The organism is Bifidobacterium sp. ESL0732, from assembly GCF_029395535.1.
GTDB lineage: Bacteria > Actinomycetota > Actinomycetes > Actinomycetales > Bifidobacteriaceae > Bifidobacterium.
Window position 1 is genome coordinate 1,012,167 of sequence record NZ_CP113920.1, and the last position, 22,066, is coordinate 1,034,232.

The following is a 22,066-nucleotide window of genomic DNA, read 5'->3' on the forward strand; positions in this document are numbered from 1 at the left end:
GAAAAAAATTGCTTATGTTTTTCCTTTAATATCGAGTAAAACCTTAAATAAGGCGATAAGAAGGAAAGCTTTCTTGTTGGGAATTTCATTTGCCGGACTTTAAATTGGAGATGAGCTTGATAGCTGGCGGTCCCTTTCAGGACCGTCCCATTTGAGATTAAAAGAAGTTAGGCAAGGAGGCTAAATATGGAGAATAATCCAGAAGAGCGTAAGGACTTGGTATCGTTCGGTGATATCAATGCTGATTACACCCCAATTTTCCGCCGTGGTTTTTCCAAACAGCGTTGCTATGAGATGAACCTCGGAGGCACGGCATCGAATGTCGCCGTCGCTGCAGCAAGACTTGGTGCGAATACCTCATTCGTTGGCAAGGTCGGTGACGATTTCATGGGAAGGTTCCTGCGCAGGGAGCTGCAGAGCAACGGTGTGGATTGCAGTTCGCTGCTCACCGATCCTGATCTGTTCACTTCCCATGTGTTCGTCAGTCTTTTCAACGGGGAGCGCAGCTTCAGTTTTGCCGTCGATGGCAGCGCCTCGCTCAATGTCAATACTGATGAATTGGATCTTGACAAGGTTCTCAATACCCGCATGCTCTATGTGGCGGGCGTGAGTTTCGTCGATGCTCCTTTGGGTCGTACGGCGCATGTTTTGCTTTCCGAAGCCAAGAAACGCAATATCCCAGTGGCCATCGACATGAACTATCGTCCGACCGTCCACAAGTCCCCACAGAAACTGATCGACGCATTGAACGAGGAAATGAGCAATATATCAATCCTCAAGGGTTCCGTCGAAGATTTCGATGTCGTGTTCGGCACTCGTGATCTTGAAGCGGTGTCCCGTTTGGTCAACTCTAAGGGCGTGCGTCTGTTGATCATGACCGAAGATGCAAGAGGAGCCTCCTGGGCATGGGATGGCGAGGAGCACAGCATCAACGGATTCCGCACCAACCTGATCGACACCACCGGCGCAGGCGACTGTTTCATGGGCGCGTTCCTTTACACGCTTCTGCATCATTGCGATCTGTGCGACCTAAAGAAGGACGAGCTCAACGAGATGGTCCGTTTCGCCAACGCCGCAGCGTCGCTGTGCGTGGAAGGATACGGAGCCGTCGAAGCGATGCCGTATCCAGCCGAGGTCGAGGAACGCAATGAAAGCCAGACGATCGACGAAAGGAGTAAGTGAGATGAAAAGCATAAAACAGATGCATTGGTGGACCCTGGTCACCGATCGTGAGCAATGGACACTGAAACCCTATTCCCTGTTACGCAGAATCCTCGTCAATCTTGTCGGCGTCGTCATCGTCTCCATCGGCATCGGCGTCTGCAACGTCGGCTTCGTGGGCGTTGACCCGTACGCGGCGTTCCTGATGGCACTTTCCCATCTCACGGGCATCGCCTACACGTGGATGGTGCCTCTGGTGAACACGATTCTATTCATACTGATTGTTATTCCTTTCGATCGCTCGATTTTCGGCTTCGGCATGATCACCAACATGACGCTCGTAGGATTCTTCACTGATACGTTCACTTCGATCTACCATCACTTCTACAACCCGACGTTCTCTTGGTGGATTCTCGCGATTCATCTGGTCATCGGCCTGTTCTTCTTCTGCCTCGGCGTTTCCCTGCAGATTCGTCCGAACCTCGGTGCCTGCCCGTATGACGGTATCGCCCCCAGCCTGCACCGTCACTTCCCGAAGATCAGCTATCGCGTGTTCCGCACCTGCCAAGATATCATCACGATTATCATCGCCGGCATCCTGATCAAGTTCAACCTCGGTATCGGCATCCTCGGTATCGGCACGATCATCATGGGATTCTTCATCGGCACCATCGTGGATTGGTTCAGCAAGCACTTCACCGAAAAACTCCTCGGTGTCCGTGGTGAGAACAACGAGCCTATCAAGAAGGCTGCACTCGCACAGTAAAACATCTTTACTTGCTACGGCTTTATCGGTCTGAAAAGGCAATGAGGCCATAGCGACATTGGTTATATGACGATGGAAAAAGGAGGTCATTATGACCAGAACAATGATGAAAACCAAAGGCAAGATAGGTTTGCTTGCCCCCAAGCGCACGGAGATTCTCAATGATGAGATACGTTCTGTCAAACCGAGAATCGATGTCGAACGGGCGGGAATCGTTACCGAAAGCTACGAGAAGACCGTCGGATTGCCGCAAGTGCTTCGCCGAGCGTATGCGTTGAAAGATCTGTTGATGAAAAAGACCATTTTCATCGGCGACAACGAACTAATTGTGGGCAACCACGGTTCCACACTCCGTTCTGCACCGATTTATCCGGAATTCGGCAGTCTTTCACGCGAAGAGCTCGAGAAGATGCCGGTTCGCCAGGTCGATACCCTCCAGATCGCACCTGAGGAGATCGACTATCTGGTCGATGACATTTTCCCGAAGTGGGAAGGCTATTCCACCAGTTCGCTTGCTCGTAACCTGCTGCCTTCGCAGATCACTGATATCCTCGACTCTCCATATCGTCCCTTTGACCCGCTGAGCAGAGCCTCGTCCGGTTACGGACATTATCAGCCCAATATCAAGCGGATTATCGACGAAGGTTTTGAGGGTTCAGAGCGTCTTGCGGCAAAGAAACTTGCGCAGCTCGATCCGACAGATCTGGAATATTCCGACAAGCGTTCGTTCTATATGGCTGTTCAGGTCGTTGTGGACGGTGTGCGCATCTTCCAGCAGCGCTTCTCGGACTTGGCGACCGGCATGGCCAATGAGACCGATGACCCAGAACGTGCCAAGGAACTGAGACTCATCGCCAGCAATTGTGCTCAGGTACCGTATCGCCCGGCCCGCAATTTCTTCGAGGCGGCTCAATCCTATTGGTTCACGCTGCTCATCGATTACTGCGCCCAGAACGGCGGTGCCATTTCCGGCGGACGTTTCGACCAGTACATGTACCCCTTCTACGTCAAGGATCTCAAGGACGGAACCTTCACCAAAGATGAGATTTCGACCATCATCCAGGCACTGTGGGTCAAGCACATGGATCTGATCAAGGCCAAGTCCTATTCGTCGGCACGCAACAATGGCGGTTTCGCCACTACTATCGGCATCACCCTCGGTGGCGTCGACAAGAATGGCAATGACGCGGTCAACGACTTGTCGTATCTGTGTCTCGATGCAGAAGAGGCCGTGTTCAATTCCGAGCCGAACGTGGGCATCCGTGTCAGCAAGAAGACTCCGGATGAGTTCATCAATCGAGTCCTTCGGATTCTCGGCCACAAGGAAGGCGGCAAGGACCCATTCTTCAATGACGAACGGATCATCCCCGCCCTGATGCGCGAACACGGCATGAGCCTCGAAGAAGCGCGTGACTGGTCGTTGGTGGGTTGTGTGGAACCGACCGGCCAAGGCAATACCATGGCTCGCACCAACAGCTGCTACTTCAACCTCGCCAAGTGCCTCGAGCTGGCAATCAACGACGGAAAATGCCCGGTCTCCGGCCAGCAGCTCGGCCCGCACACCGGCCATTTCGCCGATATGAACACCTTCGACGACGTTAAGAAGGCCTACAGCGAGCAGGTCGACTACTTCGTCTCGCTGATGGTTTGCTCGCTCAATACGATGGCGACGCTTCACAAGCGCCAGACGCCGCACATCTATTCCTCGATCCTGATCGACGGATGTCTTGAATCCGGCCATGACTGCACCAATAGCGGTGCTCTCTATGATGCCACAGGCGTCAACGGCGTGGGTCTTTCGGATGTGGCGGATTCCCTGCTGGTCATGAAGCAGCTGGTGTTCGACGAGTCGAAGATGAGCCGTGAGGAGCTCGTCAAGTCTCTTGAGACTGACTTCTCCGACAAGGTGATCCAACAGCGTTGTCTGAACGTACCGAAGTACGGAAATGACAACGACGAGGCGGATGAGATGGTCGCATTCGTGGCCAAGCAGTATTCGGATTCCGTGCGTCGGTTCAAGAGCCCGGGCGGCGGCCACTATATTCCAGGCCTGTTCTGCCTTTCTTCGAACACGCCGCTTGGCCGTCAAGTCGGTGCGCTTCCCAGTGGCCGTAATGCGTTGACACCGTTGGCCGACGGCGGCATCTCGCCCAAGCAGGGTGAGGACGTCGAAGGGCCGACCGCCGAGATGAAGTCGGTGGCCAGCTGGGACCAGACACAAGCGATCAACGGTGTCTGCCTGAACATCAAGTTCGTGCCTGCTTTGATTCGTAATGCCACTGATCGAAAGAAGGTCGTCGACCTGATTCGCGGTTATTTTGATATCGGCGGGGTCCATATCCAGCTCAACGTCCTGTCTTCAGAGACGCTCATCGACGCGCAGAAGCACCCCGAGAACTATCGCGGCTTAGTAGTTCGTGTAGCCGGATATTCGGCGTTCTTCGTGGAGTTGGACCGCGACATCCAGAACGAGATCATCTCTCGAACCATCAACGAAAGTGTCTGAGAGGTAAAAGAATTGACAACGGACCATCCGTCCATGGGACGAGTATTCAATATCCAGCGGTTCTCGATTCACGACGGACCGGGCATACGCACCGTGGTGTTCTTGAAGGGCTGCTCCTACTCGTGCACCTGGTGCGCCAATCCCGAAGGCATCAAGCCGTATCGGCAGGTGATGTTCTCGTCGAAGAAATGCATCGAATGCGGCCTTTGCGTGCAAGCGGCGCAGAACGGTGAAGTCGAGATGCAGGACGGGAAATTGGTGCTGCACCGTGAGCGGATACGTCCGTCGCAACTCGAATGGGTGAAGGCCTGTCCCACAGGAGCTTTGAAGATCGTAGGCAATATGCAAAGCCCTGAGGAAGTCACTGAAAAGGTCTTGCGGGACATGCCTTTCTACCGCAGAAGCGGGCAGGGCGGCGTCACCTTCTCTGGCGGGGAGCCGTTGGTGCAGGCCAGATTCGTCGATGAGACGGCAAGGCTGTGCAAAGAGCACGGTCTGCATACCGCGGTCGAAACAGCTGCTGGTGTGCCGCTGAAATCGATTGTCGAGGTGAGCGACAACATCGATCTGTTCATCTGCAGCCTGACGTCCACCGACCCTGAAACCTACCGAAAGTACATGGGACATTCCAACGAAACCTCATTGGACAATATCCGTTGGATGGCACATTACGACCCGGAGCGGCTCTGCGTGAGGTCCCCGTTGATACCGGGCATCAATATGGAAAACGGTCAGGTCGAAGACATGATTGAATTTCTGGCTGACGCCGGAGTGAAATACTACGATGTGCTGCCATTTCACCGTTTGGGCACCTCAAAATACACAGGGCTGGGAAGAGCCTACGACTTTGCCAAGCTCGACCCGCCCAGTGATCAATGCATGGAAGAAATCCGTGGCGAAATTCGTCGTCACGGCATGAGTACGGATTTTCCCAAAGGCCTGTCCAACGGGCACAAGGCGGAAATACGTCAAGATTTTTCAGTTACAAAAGGAGTAAAAAATGACTGAAGGAACAACACAACGCAAACCTGCGAAAGAGATGACGAAAGCTGAACTGGCCAGATATATCGACCATACGATTCTCCGTCCAGAAGCCACCGAAGACGAGATCAAGCAGATCACGCGAGACGGTGTCGGTTTCGGTGTGGCTTCCGTCTGTGTCAATCCGGCATCGCTTGATTTTGTGTCTCCTATCGTGGAGAACACCAATACAGGTATGTCCGTCGTCTGCGATTTCCCCTTCGGGCAGGGAACCGCCGAAGACAAGACGCAATTGGCAAAGGAATATTGCCGCCACGAAGGCCTGACGGATCTGGACCTGGTCATCAACTACGGTATGGTGCGCTCGGGTCATGCGGCGCAGGCCGGTGAGGAGCTTCGTGGTGCCGTCGATGCCTGCAGGGAGGCAGGAGTGGTTTCCAAAGTCATTATCGAAACGGATGCGCTTTCCGATGAGCAGATTGTCGAAGCCACCGAAGCGGTGATTGCCTCCGGTGCTGATTTCGTCAAGACCTCGACCGGTTTCTATACTGGAGGCCCTACGGTTGGCGGATCGGTGGAAGTGATGAAGAAGGTCATGAAAGCTGCTGACGGGCGTATCAAGGTGAAGGCTTCAGCGCACATTCGCACCCGTGAGCATTTCTTGGCGCTTATCGACCTTGGTGTCGATCGTATCGGTCTAAACTGCACTTCCACGCCGAAAGTGCTGGCCGGTGCCGCTGAGTAAAAGGCCGAAAATCGGTAGGTTAACTCAGGTTGCTTCGGTATCAGACACAGTGCACTTTCCATGACGTAGAACTGATATCTTTGATAACCGAGAATATGCAAAGTAAAAGGTGGGAATCCCTATGGGACTTCCACCTTTTTCCATGGATATGTTTATACCGAATATGGCATGTGACCGCGTGCAATCATAGCGGTTTGGTGCCTATCCCGCTGTTTTCGGCGTTGGCTTCCGGACCGACCGTGATCAGTTGGGTATGGGCTTCGGCGAGCTGCTCCGGCTTGATGTTTGCGGGCGTCTTGTCGGTGATGATGTAATCGAAATCGGACAGGGTTCCTGCGATGTACAGGGCACGTTTGCTGAATTTCGAATTGTCCGCCAGAAGAATCTTGGTTTCGGATATTGAAAGCATGGCCGACTTCAGTTCGGCGGTTGCGTCATAGGAATCGGCGGCGCCACGGCTGGTGACGGAAGTCGTCGAGATAAAACAGATGTCCGCTTGCAATGATTGCAATGCGTGAATCGCCATGTGGCCATGAAAAGCGTTGGCCCAAGGATAATAAAGTCCTCCCGTCATATAGAGACGTATACCTGAGGCGCTCATCAATTGTTCCCCGGCGAAGACGGAATTGGTGATGACGGTGAGCGGAGCTTTCTTTTTGATGAAATCCAACAGAGGTAGTACTGTCGAGGAGTCATCGAGGATGATGGTCGAATCCGGACGAATAAATTCCGAAGCTCTGGTACAGATGATTTCCTTGGCTGCAAGGTTGCTTTCGTATCGTGAAGAAGGCGGTATCTCGCTGGCGAAGGAGCGCGAAAGCACGACGATGCCGTTGTCGAGCTGAAGAATGCCTTCCTTTTCGAGCTTCTTGATATCGCGATAGATGGTGACATCCGAAAAATGCAGCTGTTCAGCGATATCCTTGACCTTGGTTGGTCCGTTTTCCGCAAGCAGATGCTGGATTTGGACGTGACGCGCGCCGATGTCTTCTCGTTGATTTCCCGGCATCATACCTTCTTTTCCTGTTTCGACCTGGTTGCTACTGGAATGGAAAGCCTTAATCGTAATGGTTCGTGAAATTCAAAACCGGTGTGCAGCGTTTCTTTTATTTGTCTAAAAATAATCTCGTCATAAAACAATCGGGACATGCAAAGAATCGTCAATCTTTTATAAAATTGGCGGATTGCCTTACATGTCCCGATTGCTTCATAAACGTTGTCCTTTGCTGTTTACTGCTGGGCCTCCACCGCGGTCAACGCCACCGTGTTGATGATGTCTTCGACCAAGGCGCCGCGTGAGAGGTCATTGACGGGCTTGTTGAGGCCTTGGAGCACCGGGCCGATGGCGATGGCGCCGGAGGTGCGCTGCACGGCCTTATAGGCGATGTTGCCGGCGGCAAGCGACGGGAAAACGAACACGTTGACATGGCCCGCCACATCGTTGCCCTTGGCCTTCGTAGCGGCCACGGTGGGCGACCAGGCGGCATCAAACTGGATGGAGCCGACGGCAGGCAGATCTGGGGCCTTCTCGTGAACGAGCTTCGTGGCTTCCTCGACCAGATCGACGTCCGGGCCCTTGCCGGAGCCAAGGGTGGAGTAGCAGAGCATGCCCACCTTGGGGTCGATACCAAAGGACTTGGCGGTCTGCGCGGACTGGATGGCGATGTCGGCCAGCTGTTCGGCGTTCGGGTTGAGGTTGATGGCGCAGTCGGCGAAGACGGCCACATGGTCTTTGAAGCACATAAGGAACGCGCCGGAGACCAGCGAGGCGCCGGGCTTGGTCTTGATGACTTGCAGTGCTGGGCGCACGGTGTTGGCTGTGGAGTTGATCGAGCCGGAGACCAGGCCATCGGCCTTGCCAAGTACTACCAGCATGGTGCCGAAATAGCTCGGGTCGGTCAGCTGCTTGCGGGCCTGCTCGGGCGTCATGCCCTTCTTGGCGCGCAGTTCGCACAGTTTGGTGGTCATCGGCTCGAGCACGCTCTCATCGTCCATCGGCTGATAGGAGGCCTTCTCGAGCGACTTGAGACCGAGTTCCTTGCCGCGAGCAAGGATGGCGTCCTTGTCGCCGACGATGATCAGATTGACGATGTCGCGCTCCAACAGGTAATCCGCGGCTTTGATGATGCGGTCTTCCGAACCTTCCGGCAGCACGATGGTCTTCTTGTGAGCCTTGGCGCTGGCCAGCAGGCCATTCTGGAATGCGTACGGCGTGGTCGGGGCGTCGAACGATGTGCGAGCCGCAGCCACGACCTCGGAGGCGGGAGCGTTGTCGGCAAAGGCCTTGGCGGCCTTATCAGCGGCATCAGAATCAGTGTCGGAGGGGAAGTCAACGGCAGGGATAGTCCAGACCGGAACGGGGGAGTCCTTCAGGGCTTCCTTGGCGTCTGTGGCCTTTTCATCGGTGCAACCGGTGACAAAGACGCCGACGACCTTTCCGCCGGCCTGTTCGACTTCAGCCGTGCAGGTTTCGACGCTCGCCTTCACCTGTTCGCCGTTGCGTGGAATGGTGCAGATGGCGAGGAAGGTCTTGGCCTTGAGGTCGGATGCGATTTCGGCATTGAAGGTGAACGCTTCCGGGTCGAAGATGGCGGAACCGTCGCTGCCGACGATCACCATCGAGTCAGGGTTGGTGCGTTCCAGCTCGGCGCTATAAGCGGCGACGATATCACCTCGTGCCGAGGCTTTGTCTTTGCGTGCGCACTTGGGGCACACACCGCGCACCTGGTCGACGGACTGTCCGGCATTGGAGGCCTTGAGCAGTTCGGCGCTGAACGTTTCCTTCTTGCAGGCGACCGGACGGAATACGGCCGTCTTTCCTTGGGCGGAAAGGGCTTTCACCACGCCGTAGGCCACTACGTTACGGCCGTTCTTGCCTTCTGGGCTGGCGATATAAATGACTTCGTTTGTCACGAGATAACTCCTTTATGCATGTTGCACACGATCTTTTCGATCAACTACGATATCGATCGTTTCCATTTTAGGCGGAGGTGTGACGTAGCCGACGTTGGTTGTCCAATACTGAAATTGAATAATAGAAAAGGGCACCGGGCCGAAACCCGATGTCCTTTTCTATCAAATGACTACTTGAAGCGTAGTCGAATGAGAATCAGCTCATTCGTTGTCGCTGCCGGTGCTCATGGCGGCTTTGGCGGTGGCTTTGGCGTCCTGGTTTTTGACGTCGGAGTAGACGAAGCCGGTGTAGTCGGGGTGGTCGTAGCCTTCGTCGACGGCGAACTGGAAGGCGTCGGTGCGGAACTGTTCGAGCTTGTCGATCTCGTGGGCGTACTTGTCCGGGTCGAGGGTGCGGAGCACCTCGGCGGTGAGCTCGTAGCGGTCCATGTCGTTGACGCGCACCATGTCGTAGGGCGTGGTGGTGGAGCCTTCCTCCTTGTAGCCGTGGACGTTGAAGCTGTCGTGGTTGGGGCGGTCGTAGATGAGGGCGTGGATGTCGTGGGCGTAGGAGTGGTAGGCGAGGAGGACGGGCTTGTCCGGGGTGAACAGCTCGGTGAACTCGTCGTCGCTCAGGGCCTCGTCGTTGTCCTTGGGGCTTTGCAGCTTGAGGGTGTCGACGATGTTGACGACCTTGAATTTGATGCCGAACTCCTTGAGCTTCTCGCTGGCGGCCATGGTCTCGAGGGTGGGCACGTCGCCGACGCAGGCGAGCACGATCTGGGCCTCGTCGTTGTCCTTGGCGGTGGAGGCCCACTTCCATTCGGCCGCGCCCTTCTCCAGTTCGGCGCGGGCCTCGTCGAGGGTCTGCCAGGTGGCGGCGGGCTGCTTGCCGGCGAAGATGGCGTTGATCTTGTTCGTGGATTTGAAGGCCTTCTCGGCGACGGCGAGCAGCATGTTGGCGTCGGCGGGGAAGTACTCGGCCACGACGTGGTCGTTGTTGAACGCCTTGTTGAGCAGCACGGAGCTCACGCCCGGGTCCTGGTGGGAGAAGCCGTTGTGGTCCTGGCGCCAGACGTGCGAGGAGATCAGCATGTTGATCGAGGCGACGGGCTTGCGCCACGGGATGTGGCGGACGGTGGCCTCGAGCCATTTGGCGTGCTGGTTGAGCATGGAGTCGATGACGTGGGCGAAGGACTCGTAGGTGCTCCAGATGCCGTGGCGGCCGGTGAGGACGTAGCCCTCGAGGAAGCCCTCCATCTGGTGCTCGGAGAGCTGCTCGATGACCTGGCCGGTCACGGCCAGGTGCTCGTCGGTCTGTTCGGAGAGGTAGCCGTTGTCCCACTGCTTGTCGGTGACCTCGTAGGCGGCCTGCAGGCGGTTGGACGCGGTCTCGTCGGGCCCGAAGATGCGGAACGAGTCCGGGTTCATCTTGATGATGTCGCGGGTGTAGTTGCCCAGCTGGCGGGTGGCCTCGAGCTGTCCCCAGCCGTGGCCGAACTCCTTGACGCCCTTGACCTCGTAGGCGTCGAGGGCCGGCAGGCGCAGGTCCTCGCGGATGCGGCCGCCGTTGGCGTTCGGGTTCTGGCCCAGGCGCAGCTCGCCGGTGGGCATGAACGCGGTGACCTCGGGGCGCACGGCGCCCTTCTCGTCGAAGAGCTCCTCGGGCCGGTAGGACTCCATCCAGCCCTTGAGGACCTGGAAGTGGGCCTCGGTGTCGCGGGCGCTGGCCAGCGGGACCTGGTGGGCGCGCCAGGAGCCCTCGGTCTTCTTGCCGTCGATGTACTTCGGGCAGGTCCAGCCCTTGGGGGTGCGGAAGATGATCATCGGGTAGGTGGGGCGGTCCATGTCGTCGGTCTGGGCCTTGGCCTTGATGTCGCAGATCCTGTCGAAGACCTCCTCGAGCATGCCGGCGAAACGGCGGTGGATGGACATGTGGTCCTCGTCGTCGAAGCCCGCGACGAACTCGAAGGGCTCGTAGCCCATGCCCGCGAAGAACTCGTGCAGCTCCTCGTCGGGGATGCGGGAGAGGATGGACGGGTTGGCGATCTTGTAGCCGTTGAGGTGCAGGATCGGCAGCACGATGCCGTCGGTGCGCGGGTTGACGAGCTTGTTGGACTGCCAGCTCGTGGCCAGCGGGCCGGTCTCGGCCTCGCCGTCGCCGACCACGGCCGGCACGAACAGGCTCGGGTTGTTCATGATCGCGCCGTACGCGTGGCTCAAAGCGTAGCCGAGCTCGCCGCCCTCATGGATCGAGCCCGGCGTCTCCGGGGCGAAGTGCGACGGGATGCCGCCAGGATACGAGAACTGGCGGAAGAATTTCTGCAGCCCCGCCTCGTCCCTGGTGACCTCCGGATAATACTCCGTATACGTACCATCAAGATACGACTGCGAGGTGCCTGCAGGGCCGCCGTGGCCAGGGCCCATGATGAACACGGTGTTCTGCTGGTGGTCGGCGATAAGACGGTTGATGTGGCCGAACAGGAAGTTCAGACCCGGGGTGGTGCCCCAGTGGCCCACGAGACGATACTTGACGTCCTTGCGGGTGAAGGGCTCCTTCATCAACGGGTTGCTACGCAGATAAATCTGACCGATGGAAAGATAGTTGGCGGTACGCCAATACTTGTCGACTCCTTCGAGAGCCTCATCAGAAACCGGCTTGCCGAGCTTCTTCCACGGGGTGCCAATAACAGGACTAGTCATTTATGCTCCTGTACTCCTGTACACATTGTGTGCAATTGATTATTTTCTTCGGGCTCAAACCTTTGTTAATATTGATGTTCAGGTTCGTGCCCAATCGATGTTCACTTTACGTGTCGACTCAGACTTTTGGACGTTTTTTTGCATCTGTGTGCGATGTTGGGCTATTTTTGTGAAATAATGTTATATTCTACAAATAATTTGTGAGATTTTCGCACGTAAAAAAACAACTTACAAACGTTGAAATTGAGCCATAAACTCCGTAACGCCAAGGCTTAGCAATGTTCGATTCACAGAAAATTCACGCGGCGTGTTGTTTTTTGTGATGTTGTTTTTTGTTTGTTCCACTTCCACCATCGAAACTCTTGATTTTGTCGCCTTGAACCGCGAGAATGGACACTACTTTATATCTGTTTCATACTGAGATTATCTATAGGGAGAATCCATGGCAAAAGGTCCAGTGCTTGTCGTTGACTTCGGTGCACAATATGCCCAGCTTATCGCGCGGCGCGTGCGTGAGGCGCATGTCTATTCCGAATTAGTACCGCATTCCATGCCGGTGGACGAGATGCTGGCGAAGGATCCAAAGGCCATCATCCTTTCTGGTGGCCCCGCCTCAGTCTACGAGCCGGGCGCTCCGAAGATTGACAAGAAGATCTTCGATGCGGGCGTGCCGGTGCTGGGCATCTGCTATGGCTTCCAGGTTATGGCCAACGAGCTGGGAGGCAAGGTCGATAAGGCAGCGCTCGGTGAATACGGCAAGACCGAGGCCGTGATCGATGATGCCGAAGGCGTACTTGCCGGTTCGCCGGACGAACAGACTACATGGATGAGCCATGGAGTCGCCGTCGAAAAAGCTCCAAAGGGCTTCAAAGTACTCGCGCATACCGAAGGTGCCCCTGTGGCCGCGATGGAGGACGAGTCCCGCAAACTTTATGGCGTGCAGTGGCATCCAGAAGTCAAGCACACTCCGCTTGGTAACGAGCTATTCTCCACGTTCCTTCACAAATGCGCCGGTCTGCCCAGTGATTGGGATGCCGACAATATTATTGACACGCAGGTCAAGAAAATCCGCGAGGAGGTCGGTGATGCCGAGGTCATCTGCGGGCTTTCCGGCGGTGTCGATTCCGCCGTTGCGGCGACTTTGGTGCACAAAGCCATCGGCGACCAGCTCACCTGTGTCTTCGTCGACCACGGCATGCTGCGCAAGGGTGAGGCCGAGCAGGTCCGCCATGATTTCGTCGAGGCCACGGGCATTCGTCTCATTGAAGTCGACGCTTCCGAAGAGTTCTTGGCCGCTCTGAAGGGAGTCACCGAGCCGGAACGCAAGCGCAAGATCATCGGCGAGAAGTTTATCCGCACCTTTGAGAAGGCCCAGAAGCAGGTCCTCGAGGAGGCCGGAGCCCGCGGCAAGGAAGTCAAATTCCTCGTGCAGGGCACGCTCTATCCGGATGTCGTTGAATCCGGCGGCGGCGACGGTGCGGCAAATATCAAGTCGCATCACAACGTCGGCGGACTGCCCAAGGACGTCAAGTTCAAGCTCATCGAGCCGTTGCGCAGTCTTTTCAAAGATGAGGTTCGTGCGATCGGCACCAAGCTCGGCCTTCCGGATAATATCGTCTGGCGCCAGCCGTTCCCAGGACCGGGTCTCGGCATCCGTATCATCGGTGAAGTCACCCGTGAACGTCTTGATCTGCTTCGTGAGGCCGACGCCATCGCCCGCGAGGAAATGACCAAGGCCGGACTCGACCGCGACATCTGGCAGTGCCCGGTGGTCCTGCTCGCCAACGTCCATTCTGTGGGTGTACAGGGCGATGAACGCACGTACGGCTCGCCGATCGTGCTGCGTCCTATCTCTTCAGACGACGCGATGACCGCCGACTGGTACCGCCTGCCCTACGATGTGCTGGCCACGATTTCCACGCGCATCACCAACGAGTGCCGCGGCATCAACCGTGTGGTGCTGGACTGCACCTCCAAGCCGCCGGCCACCATCGAGTGGGAGTGAGCCAAGCAGACTTTTTGCCTGGATGGTGTTGTGCCCGCATGCCAATACGGGCACAACGCCTTTTTGTTTATTCTGTTGGTTTGTGCAATAAACATATCGTTCCAGCGCCATGTGAAAGCTTTCGGCCCGGCACGGCTGCCTGAAGTGACTGAACCGATGGGAATCCGGAATATCATTGATTTGATTGCATGGATCGATAACCTGTTCATGTGTTCGGCAATGTGAGATATAGCCTGACCCGAAATAACCCAAGAACGGTGATAATCAATCTGACAGTTTGCCGCTTTGAAAGGAAAATGAAATATGGACAACGAATTGACATTCAGATATGCACAGCGAAAAGACGTTACGCTTATTCTGAAATTCATCAAGGAACTTGCCGATTACGAGAAAATGCTGGACGAGGTCGTCGCCGATGAGGAAACGCTCGAGGAATGGATTTTCGACAAGCAGAAGGCGGAGGTCATTTTCGCCTGTCTTGGCCACAAGGAGATAGGCTTCGCACTGTTCTTCCATAATTTCTCGACGTTTTTGGGCAGAGCAGGCCTGTATCTGGAGGATTTGTATGTTTCGCCGGAATACAGGGGACACGGCTATGGTAAAGCGATATTGAAAGAGCTGGCCAGGATTGCCGTCGAGCGCAAATGCGGCCGTTTGGAATGGTGGTGCCTGGACTGGAACAAGCCAAGCATCGATTTCTACCTGTCGTTGGGTGCCGAACAGATGTCCGATTGGACGACATACAGGATTGCCGGCGACACATTGAAAGAACTTGCACGATAGAAAAACAAATCCGTCGGTAGGTCGGTTACTGTAGATAGTGCGAAATTGACGGCTTATAGTTTCAACCCGCCGGGTTGTTGCCGGTCGTTCGATTGAGATGATGCCAAAATATAATGTCACGATGCCTTGTTCGCCTGCAAAGGTGAGAGATGATAGGCATGATTGAGTCAACGAACAGTTTAGGAGGATTGATAAGTGAGCAAGCATATGAGCAGGGGCGCATGGCTGGTGGTTTTGGGATTGATACTGGCCGGTGCGAACTTGCGTATGCCGATCACTATGATGCCGCCGCTGCTGAACGATCTGAAGGCCGAAATCGGCTTGCCGACTTCACTGGCGGGGTTGCTGACCACCATCCCGTTGTTGGGATTCGCGTTCGCCTCGCCTCTGATGGGTAAGTTCGGTGCCAAACACGGCAGCGACAAAGTGCTTGTCGTTTCGCTGATTATTCTGAGCGTCGGCAGTTACCTGCGCGTCATTCCCTCTTCTTGGGCTCTGATGATTGGGACGGCCGTTCTCGGAATCGGCATCGCGGGCGGCAACGTCTTGCTGCCGGCGGTCATCAAGGACCGTTTTCCGCAAAACATCGCTGGCATGACCACGCTTTACACCATGGCTCAGGTGATCGTCGCCTCGCTGGGCACCGCCACCTCCGGTATCGTCGCTTCGAGAATTGGCATCCAGTCCAGTATGGCGACGTTTGCGCTGGTGGGACCTGTCGCGCTTGTCGTATGGATTGCCATTGCGGTGCTCAACCAGCGCCATTCCGGCTCGTCACACGATGCCGTCGAAGCCAGTGTCGACCGTCCGATGATCGACAGAACACCGTGGCGTTCGCCGTTGGCTTGGGTGATTCTGGCTTACTTTGGCCTACAATCGATGCTTTATTACTCGTTGCTCACATGGTTGCCATCGATGTGGCAGGAGGCCGGTTTCAGCGCTGTCGCTGCGGGCAATCTCGCCACGATCTTCCAGCTCACCGGCATGCCCTTGACGCTGACGGTGCCGATGATCGCCGAGCACAAACACGGGCTGTCCATTATCAACGGCATCGTAGGTGGCGGGTTTGCCTTGGGTGTACTGGGTATTCTCGTTCCAGGCGCGAACCTTCCGCTCAATGTGGTGGCCTCCGCCCTGATGGGCATGGCCTCGGCTGCGGCGTTCAGCATCTGCGTGATTTTCTTCCAGAAGCGCACTTCGAACGCGGCTGACACCGCCCGCCTTTCCGGCATGGCCCAGTCCGGTGGCTACCTGCTGGCCGCGGTCGGTCCGGTGGCGCTCGGTGCACTAGATGGTGCCCTGCATTCTTGGACGCCGATTATCGTACTGGTCCTTGTTGTCGTCGTCCTGATGTTCCTTTCCGGCATCGTCGTGATTCGCCATCGCGATATCTATGAGGGGCTAGACTGAATATCATCAGTCTTAAACAACCGAAAGGCAGAAGCAATGACGATTCTTACTGATACCTATACACTCAATAACGGAGTGAAGATTCCGAAGATCGGTTTCGGCACTTGGCAGATTCCCGATGGGGAAGTGGCCTACGATTCGGTGCGGATGGCACTGGACGTAGGCTATCGCCACATCGATACCGCCTACGTGTACGGCAACGAACGCAGCGTTGGACGTGCCATCAGAGAATCGGGAATCGACCGTGATGAGATTTTCGTGACCTCGAAGCTGCCGGCAGAAGTGAAGCAGGCCGACGGGGTCTTGCCTCATTTCGAGAAGACGATGAAAAACCTCGGTCTCGACACGCTTGACCTTTACCTGATTCACGCACCATGGCCTTGGGAACATGCCGGAACGATGCGCATGGATGATGAGAATCTGGCCGTGTGGGCCGAGATGGAGAAGATCTATCGTTCAGGCCGTGTCCGAGCCATCGGTGTATCGAATTTCGACGACCATGACCTCAAAAACATTCTTGATCATTCGGACGTGACTCCCGCTGCTAACCAGATCCAGTATTATATTGGTGCAACAGAGCCGAGGAACAGGACATTTGCGCAATCCCATGGCCAGCTGATCGAGGCCTATTCGCCGCTGGCCACCGGAGGGTTGCTCTCTTCGCCCGAACTTAAGACAATGGCCGAAAAGTACGGGGTCTCCACCGCCCAGCTAGCGATTCGCTTCTGCCTGCAGAACGGTGTATTGCCACTCCCCAAGGCGACGAGTCGCGAGCATATCGAAGCCAACGCGCAGGTCGATTTCACCATCGAAGGCGCGGATATGGACAAGCTGAACGCCTTCGCCGATCCGAACCCCGACAACCATAATCCCAGCCAGCGGTAATAGAAATATGATGCGTGTGCTTTCCGTTGGTTGGTTTTATTCGAGAACGGAATTTCTCTGAGATTTTCACTACTGGTGGTACTCGCCAACAGAGGTGATTTAATAGAACAGTGTCTGCTTGTCATTAAACGAGGAGGAATATCATGAACGAACAAGAAGCCATGGATTTGCTACGCAAGTTCATTGGGTTGCATACCGAAAACGGCAACGAGAAGGTCGTCGCCGACGAGATCAAAGCAATCTTTGATAAGGCTGACGTGCCGTGCAAAGTTTTGCCACTTGAGGACGATCCGACCCGCGCCAACCTGGTAGCCGAACTCGGGCACGGCGATCCGATTCTCGGCATCACCGGGCATATGGATACTGTATCGGCTCAGCAGGAAGGCTGGAAGACCGATCCATTCGAGCTTACTGAAGACGGCGATCTGGTGTATGGCCGTGGCGTCACCGATATGAAGGCAGGTCTTGCCGCCATGGTCTTCGCCATGCTCGACTTGAAGAAGCACGAGGACAAGATGCACGGCACCGTGCGTTTTCTGGCTACCGCAGGTGAGGAAGTCGGCATGCCGGGTGCTGCGGCGCTCGAAAAGCAGGGTTATATGAAAGGCGTGGAGGCACTGCTCGTCGGCGAACCTTCCGGTTATAACATCGTCTATGCCACTAAAGGCGAGCTCAATCTCAACATCGCGATGAAAGGCAAGGCCGCGCACAGCTCGACGCCTGCACTCGGCATCAACGCGGTGGAGAACCTGCTTGAGTTCCTCGATACTGTTTCCAAGCGTATCAAGACGGCGGCTGCAGATAAAAGCAATCCCGACCTCGGCGATACCGTATACAACATCGACGTCATACGTGGCGGCCAGCAGGTCAACGCCATCCCTGAATCGGCCAACGCCGAGATCAACATCCGCGTCATCCCCGAATTTGACAACAAGGAGATTCTGGCGATTGTTGATGAGGAAGTCGAGAAGTTCAACAAGAGCCACAAGGCGAGTGTCTCCTATACCGTCGGCATGGATATCATTCCCGTCATCGGGCCGAAAAGCGCCAAGCTCGTCGATATCGTCAAGTCCGTGGGGGAGCGCCACTTAAACGAGCAGGGCAAGTCCGCCGAAATTCCGATGTTCGGCGTTTCCGGCGGCACCGACGGCAGCGTGCTCCTGCTCGATAGCCCCAAGGACACCGCCTACGTGATGTTCGGACCGGGCAACGACACGATGCACTGCGTCAACGAAAGTCTGCCCAAGGCGATGTACTTCGACTTCATCGGCATCTACAACGACATCATCGACGAATACATGGGAATTAGCAAGTAGCCTAATGCATTTCGGCGTGATTCGGTATCAGTCGGCTTCCCGATTGTGCCAGTGAACGGCAAAAAGTGGTCTTATCGAATAGATAAATTTCGGTGAGACCACTTTTGTGTCAACGATTTCCGTCATCGAAAGATGAATTTTCCGTTGATGGATGAAGCTTTTGCGGTGTCAGAGCAGCAATGTGATACCCCAAGTGCGGCAGCTGTTTTATTTTCAGTCTTTGGCTTCCGTCGTATCGTTTTCGCCGGAACCGCTATGAGTGTTGACGAGGAAATGTTCCTCACTGGGAAGCACGGCGTTCAAAATTACTGCGACCACGAACGAGACCGCAATGCAGTTGGTGGCAAAAATCGACTGGAAGAGCTGCGGGAACTGGGCGAAGATGCCTCCGACCTGCGTGAAGCCGATGCCGATGGTGAGCGAGAGCGCTGCGATGGTGGTGTTGCGCTGACTGAAGCCAGCTTCGGCGATCATCTGGAAGCCGGAGAGGATGATGTTGCCAAACATCATGATGGTGCAGCCGCCGAGCACCGCCTGCGGCATGGAGTTGAACAGCTGGGCCACGCCAGGCACAAAGCTGGCGAGGATGAGGATGAGCCCGCCGGAAAGAATGACCTTACGGTTGACCACTTTGGTGACCGCGACCAGCCCGATGTTCTGGGCAAACGACGTGAGCGGCAGGCAGCCAAACAGGCCGGAAACAGTGGAGATCAGTCCGTCGCCGGCGATGGCTCCCGAAGTCTCCTTGTCGGTGGGCAAACGATTCAGACCGACCTGAGAAAGCGCTGCGGTATCACCCAGAACCTCGACGGAGGAAACGACATAGAGCAGTGCGAAGGAAATGATGGAGCCGATGTCGAATGTCGGGGCGAACGGCATGAAATGGGGGAGGCTTACGACCTGCAGATGCTGGAAGCCTGAGAAATCAACCTTGCCCATCGGTATGGCGACGATATAGCCTACGACCAGACCGAAGAGGATGGAAAGCTGTTTGACGGTGCCTTTCATCAACAGCTGGAAGGCGAGGCAGGCGACCAGCGAGATGAGGCCCAGCGTGAGGTTCTGCCAGCTGCCGAAGTCTTTGGCGCCTGATCCGCCGCCAAACGAGGAAGCGCCGGTGGAAAGCAGGGAGAAACCGATCGAGGTTACGACGATGGCGGAGACGATCGGCGGCACGTATTTCTTCCAGAATGTGGCGGTCAGGCCCAGTACCAGCTCAAGCAGGCCACCCACGATAATGGCTCCGACCAAAGCACCGTAGCCTTGTTTACCGACGATGGCGGTGGCTGCGGCGACATAGGTGAATGAGATGCCGGTAACCATCGGCAGGCGGCTGCCGACGCGCCAGAGCGGATAAAGCTGCAGACAGGTGCCGAGGCCGGCTACCAGCAGGCCATTCTGGATGATCATCGCCGACTGTGCAGGCGTCAGGTGAGCGGCAGCCGTCACCAGGAAGATCGGGGCGAGATTGGCGACGAACATCGCCATGACGTGCTGCAGGCCAAAGGGGACGCCGCGCCAGAAGGAAATCTGCCCATCGAGGCTGGTCAGTGCCTCTTCGGTACTGGGTTTTGGCTGTTTTGATTTCCGTGCGCTAGGATTGTCGTTTTGCTTGTTCCACGGCAGGTGGGAGGCAAACCCTGAAGCGTTATTATCTGCTGCTGTCTGCTTGGTTGATGAAGCCGCGGCCGATTTGCCGTCAGACTCGTTTTGATTATTTGGGATGATATTTGCTGGTTCGGCCTCTTCGTGAGTGCCGTGCTGATCAGTGCTCAAAGGGTCTCTTTTCTTGATGAAATTGAGATAGTGCTGACAGCTGAAAGTTTATGCTCACCAGTAGGCAGAACGGGTTCAGGGCGTTTCTTAAGACTATGCGAATTCGACGGTTCCGCTTTCGCCATCCATGGCCTTGACGATGGCTAGCGATGCAACTTCATAACCGGCTTCACGCAGTTCCTTGCCACCGCGCTGGAAGCCTTTTTCGATGGCGATGCCAATGCCTTCGATGACGACGCCAGCTTCGTTGCAGATGTCGATGAGACCGTGCATGGCCTTGCCGTTGGCGAGAAAATCGTCGATGAGCAAAACGTGCTCGCCGGGGTTCAGGAAGCGCTTCGAGACGATGACCGGGAATTCCTTCTGTTTGGTATAGGAATAGACTTTTGCCGTGTACTGGTCGCCGTCGAGATTGATGGACTGGGTTTTCTTGGCGAAAACGACGGGGCAGTTGCCGAAGTGCTGGGCCGCGATGCAGGCGATGCCAATGCCGCTGGCCTCGATGGTCAGGATCTTGTCGATTTTCTTGCCGGCGAAGATGCGGGCCCATTCGGCACCCATATGGTCGAACAACGTCACGTCGCACTGGTGGTTAAGGAAGGCATCGACCTTGAGCACCTCGCCTGGTTTCACGGTTCCGTCCCGACGAATCCTATCTTCAAGTTCCTTCATGTCATCCTCTCGTTTCCGTCGGCAAGTGGTTACTGCGATGCCCCTGCAACGCGCATATATGGTCTACGAGCATAATCACGGGAGGTGACGTTCGCCAAAAATGTTGGGCAAACATGATTAGTTCTATCAGGCAAGACTATAAAGACGTTTTCAAACAGACCAGAATCACTAGATATCGGGCTGGTAATCACATCGGAAAATTATTGACGGAAAAGATAATCTGGGGAAAGGCTTTCTTCCGTGCCTTCGACCATACATCCCACAACTCCTCCCAATCTTCCGAGGCAACTGCGTCGAATGACCAGATTTCGTGTCGCCAATGGCCGCGTGAGGCTATAAACGCTCGTGCGGATTTGTGTGATGAGCTCATCGCTGTTTTCTGCAATGAGACCGAATATCATTACCTGTCGTGGATTAAGTATATTGCAAAGATATGCCACGGCTTGTCCTATGGCTTTCCCGGCCATTCTGACCACGTTCTGTGCGTTTTCATCATGTTGTTGAAGTTGTTTGATCAACTCCTCAACTGTCGCAATTTGTTTGTCTGGGCTGACTCTGTTGAACTCTTCGAGCATGGCCGGCAAAGATGCAATTGTTTCCAAGCAACCTGTCATACCACACTTGCATTTTCTGGTGTTTCGGGGGTCGAAAGACGTGTGCCCTATTTCTCCGGCTGATCCATCGAAGCCATGGAATATCTCACCTTCGACGTCCACGATTCCGGCCCCGATACCGGTGGCGACTTTGATAGCAATCAATGGTCTTTGGTCGGCGGGGACGGCGGCGGTCTCGCCAAGAGCGTGGATATTAACGTCATTGTCGGTGGAAACAGGACAATGCATCAGTTCGGACATGGTTTTGCCGGGATTTGATACATCCCATCCAGGCATGATCGGGGGCCTGAACAGTTCATGGGTTTTGACGTCTATTCTACCTGGCAAGTCGATGACGCAATGTCTGAACTTCTGATCTGGGGTCAGTTCATTCCTAAGTTTTTCCAACTGCTCGCTCACTTGTTTGAGAAGTTGGTCGGGAGCGTGCGTCTTAACGCTGATTAATTGGTTTTGATAGCCGATGATATGCAGGTTCATATCGGCGATGGCGAGCGTGGTGTGTTCTGCTCCAATATCTGCGATTCCCAATATCCCCAAGGAAGGAGAAATCTGCAATTTGTTTGCCGGACGGCCGCGGTCGGTTTCAATGACGCCATTGTTGGAAATGATTCCTTTTCGCATCAGGTAATCGATGTCGGAAGTTATGGTCGATCTTGAAAATCCTGTAATACGTCCAAGCGACGCCTTGCTTTGTGCTTTTCCTGATGCAATAAGCCTACACAGAAGGGAAAGCATCTGTGTCCTGCCCGCTACCGTCATCGACGGAATTTGCGGCAGAGAAAGCTCGGGAAGCGTCGGATTTCTCACAATTGAATCGTCATTGATATATGTCATATTTATGTCCTAATTAT

17 protein-coding genes are annotated in these 22,066 nt (G+C 55.3%); 10 read left to right on the forward strand and 7 right to left on the reverse strand.

Features of this window, described 5'->3' with window-relative positions:
- Positions 1-186: 186 nt before the first annotated feature.
- The 5 genes from OZX70_RS03850 to deoC all read left to right on the forward strand — a co-directional run bounded on the left by OZX70_RS03850 (position 187) and on the right by deoC (position 6,159).
- Positions 187-1,182, forward strand: a complete 996-nt coding sequence (locus OZX70_RS03850) for a carbohydrate kinase (RefSeq protein ID WP_277181910.1) — start codon at positions 187-189, stop codon at positions 1,180-1,182.
- A 1-nt stretch (position 1,183) separates the two neighbouring features.
- Positions 1,184-1,927 carry a hypothetical protein gene (locus OZX70_RS03855; RefSeq protein WP_277181911.1) on the forward strand — a complete coding sequence of 248 codons (744 nt, stop codon included), beginning with the start codon at positions 1,184-1,186 and terminating at the stop codon, positions 1,925-1,927.
- 91 nt (positions 1,928-2,018) lie between these two features.
- A complete protein-coding gene (locus OZX70_RS03860) occupies positions 2,019-4,433 on the forward strand; it encodes a pyruvate formate lyase family protein (RefSeq protein ID WP_277181912.1) in 2,415 nt (804 codons plus the stop codon).
- Positions 4,434-4,466: 33 nt separating this feature from the next.
- On the forward strand, positions 4,467-5,441 hold the full coding sequence (locus OZX70_RS03865) for a glycyl-radical enzyme activating protein (RefSeq protein WP_277181913.1): 975 nt from the start codon (positions 4,467-4,469) through the stop codon (positions 5,439-5,441).
- Positions 5,434-6,159: a deoxyribose-phosphate aldolase gene (deoC, locus tag OZX70_RS03870; RefSeq protein WP_277181914.1), complete on the forward strand. Its 726-nt coding sequence runs from the start codon at positions 5,434-5,436 to the stop codon at positions 6,157-6,159. Before OZX70_RS03865 ends, deoC begins: the two co-directional genes overlap by 8 nt.
- A 184-nt stretch (positions 6,160-6,343) precedes the next feature.
- Here deoC and OZX70_RS03875 read toward each other — a convergent pair whose 3' ends face one another.
- The 4 genes from OZX70_RS03875 to OZX70_RS03890 all read right to left on the reverse strand — a co-directional run bounded on the left by OZX70_RS03875 (position 6,344) and on the right by OZX70_RS03890 (position 12,108).
- The gene (locus tag OZX70_RS03875) at positions 6,344-7,171 is read right to left on the reverse strand and encodes a DeoR/GlpR family DNA-binding transcription regulator (RefSeq protein ID WP_277181915.1); all 828 of its coding nucleotides are present in this window, start codon (positions 7,169-7,171) and stop codon (positions 6,344-6,346) included.
- 218 nt (positions 7,172-7,389) lie between these two features.
- Positions 7,390-9,072, reverse strand: coding sequence for a phosphate acetyltransferase (gene pta, locus OZX70_RS03880; protein ID WP_277181916.1), 1,683 nt, complete (start codon positions 9,070-9,072; stop codon positions 7,390-7,392).
- A gap of 201 nt (positions 9,073-9,273) precedes the next feature.
- Positions 9,274-11,754 (reverse strand): phosphoketolase, encoded by a 2,481-nt coding sequence (locus OZX70_RS03885; protein ID WP_277181917.1) that lies wholly within the window; start codon positions 11,752-11,754, stop codon positions 9,274-9,276.
- 228 nt (positions 11,755-11,982) lie between these two features.
- Positions 11,983-12,108, reverse strand: a complete 126-nt coding sequence (locus OZX70_RS03890) for a hypothetical protein (RefSeq protein WP_277181918.1) — start codon at positions 12,106-12,108, stop codon at positions 11,983-11,985.
- Positions 12,109-12,196: 88 nt separating this feature from the next.
- Here OZX70_RS03890 and guaA point away from each other — a divergent pair, with 88 nt between their 5' ends.
- From guaA to OZX70_RS03915, 5 genes are all read left to right on the forward strand, one after another.
- A complete protein-coding gene (gene guaA, locus OZX70_RS03895) occupies positions 12,197-13,759 on the forward strand; it encodes a glutamine-hydrolyzing GMP synthase (RefSeq protein WP_277181919.1) in 1,563 nt (520 codons plus the stop codon).
- A 303-nt stretch (positions 13,760-14,062) separates the two neighbouring features.
- Positions 14,063-14,542 (forward strand): GNAT family N-acetyltransferase, encoded by a 480-nt coding sequence (locus OZX70_RS03900; protein WP_277181920.1) that lies wholly within the window; start codon positions 14,063-14,065, stop codon positions 14,540-14,542.
- Positions 14,543-14,737: 195 nt separating this feature from the next.
- The gene (locus OZX70_RS03905) at positions 14,738-15,952 is read left to right on the forward strand and encodes an MFS transporter (RefSeq protein ID WP_277181921.1); all 1,215 of its coding nucleotides are present in this window, start codon (positions 14,738-14,740) and stop codon (positions 15,950-15,952) included.
- Positions 15,953-15,988: 36 nt separating this feature from the next.
- Positions 15,989-16,837: an aldo/keto reductase gene (locus tag OZX70_RS03910; RefSeq protein ID WP_277181922.1), complete on the forward strand. Its 849-nt coding sequence runs from the start codon at positions 15,989-15,991 to the stop codon at positions 16,835-16,837.
- A 143-nt stretch (positions 16,838-16,980) separates the two neighbouring features.
- Positions 16,981-18,153 carry an ArgE/DapE family deacylase gene (locus OZX70_RS03915; RefSeq protein WP_277181924.1) on the forward strand — a complete coding sequence of 391 codons (1,173 nt, stop codon included), beginning with the start codon at positions 16,981-16,983 and terminating at the stop codon, positions 18,151-18,153.
- Between the two features lie 213 nt (positions 18,154-18,366).
- Here the strand turns inward: OZX70_RS03915 and OZX70_RS03920 are convergent, their stop codons facing one another.
- The 3 genes from OZX70_RS03920 to OZX70_RS03930 form a co-directional block, all read right to left on the reverse strand.
- The gene (locus OZX70_RS03920) at positions 18,367-19,704 is read right to left on the reverse strand and encodes a nucleobase:cation symporter-2 family protein (RefSeq protein ID WP_277182096.1); all 1,338 of its coding nucleotides are present in this window, start codon (positions 19,702-19,704) and stop codon (positions 18,367-18,369) included.
- A 318-nt stretch (positions 19,705-20,022) separates the two neighbouring features.
- Positions 20,023-20,601, reverse strand: a complete 579-nt coding sequence (locus tag OZX70_RS03925) for a xanthine phosphoribosyltransferase (protein ID WP_277181926.1) — start codon at positions 20,599-20,601, stop codon at positions 20,023-20,025.
- A 200-nt stretch (positions 20,602-20,801) separates the two neighbouring features.
- Complete coding sequence (locus OZX70_RS03930; RefSeq protein WP_277181928.1) at positions 20,802-22,049, reverse strand: ROK family protein; 1,248 nt, start codon at positions 22,047-22,049, stop codon at positions 20,802-20,804.
- Between the last annotated feature and the right edge of the window lie 17 nt (positions 22,050-22,066).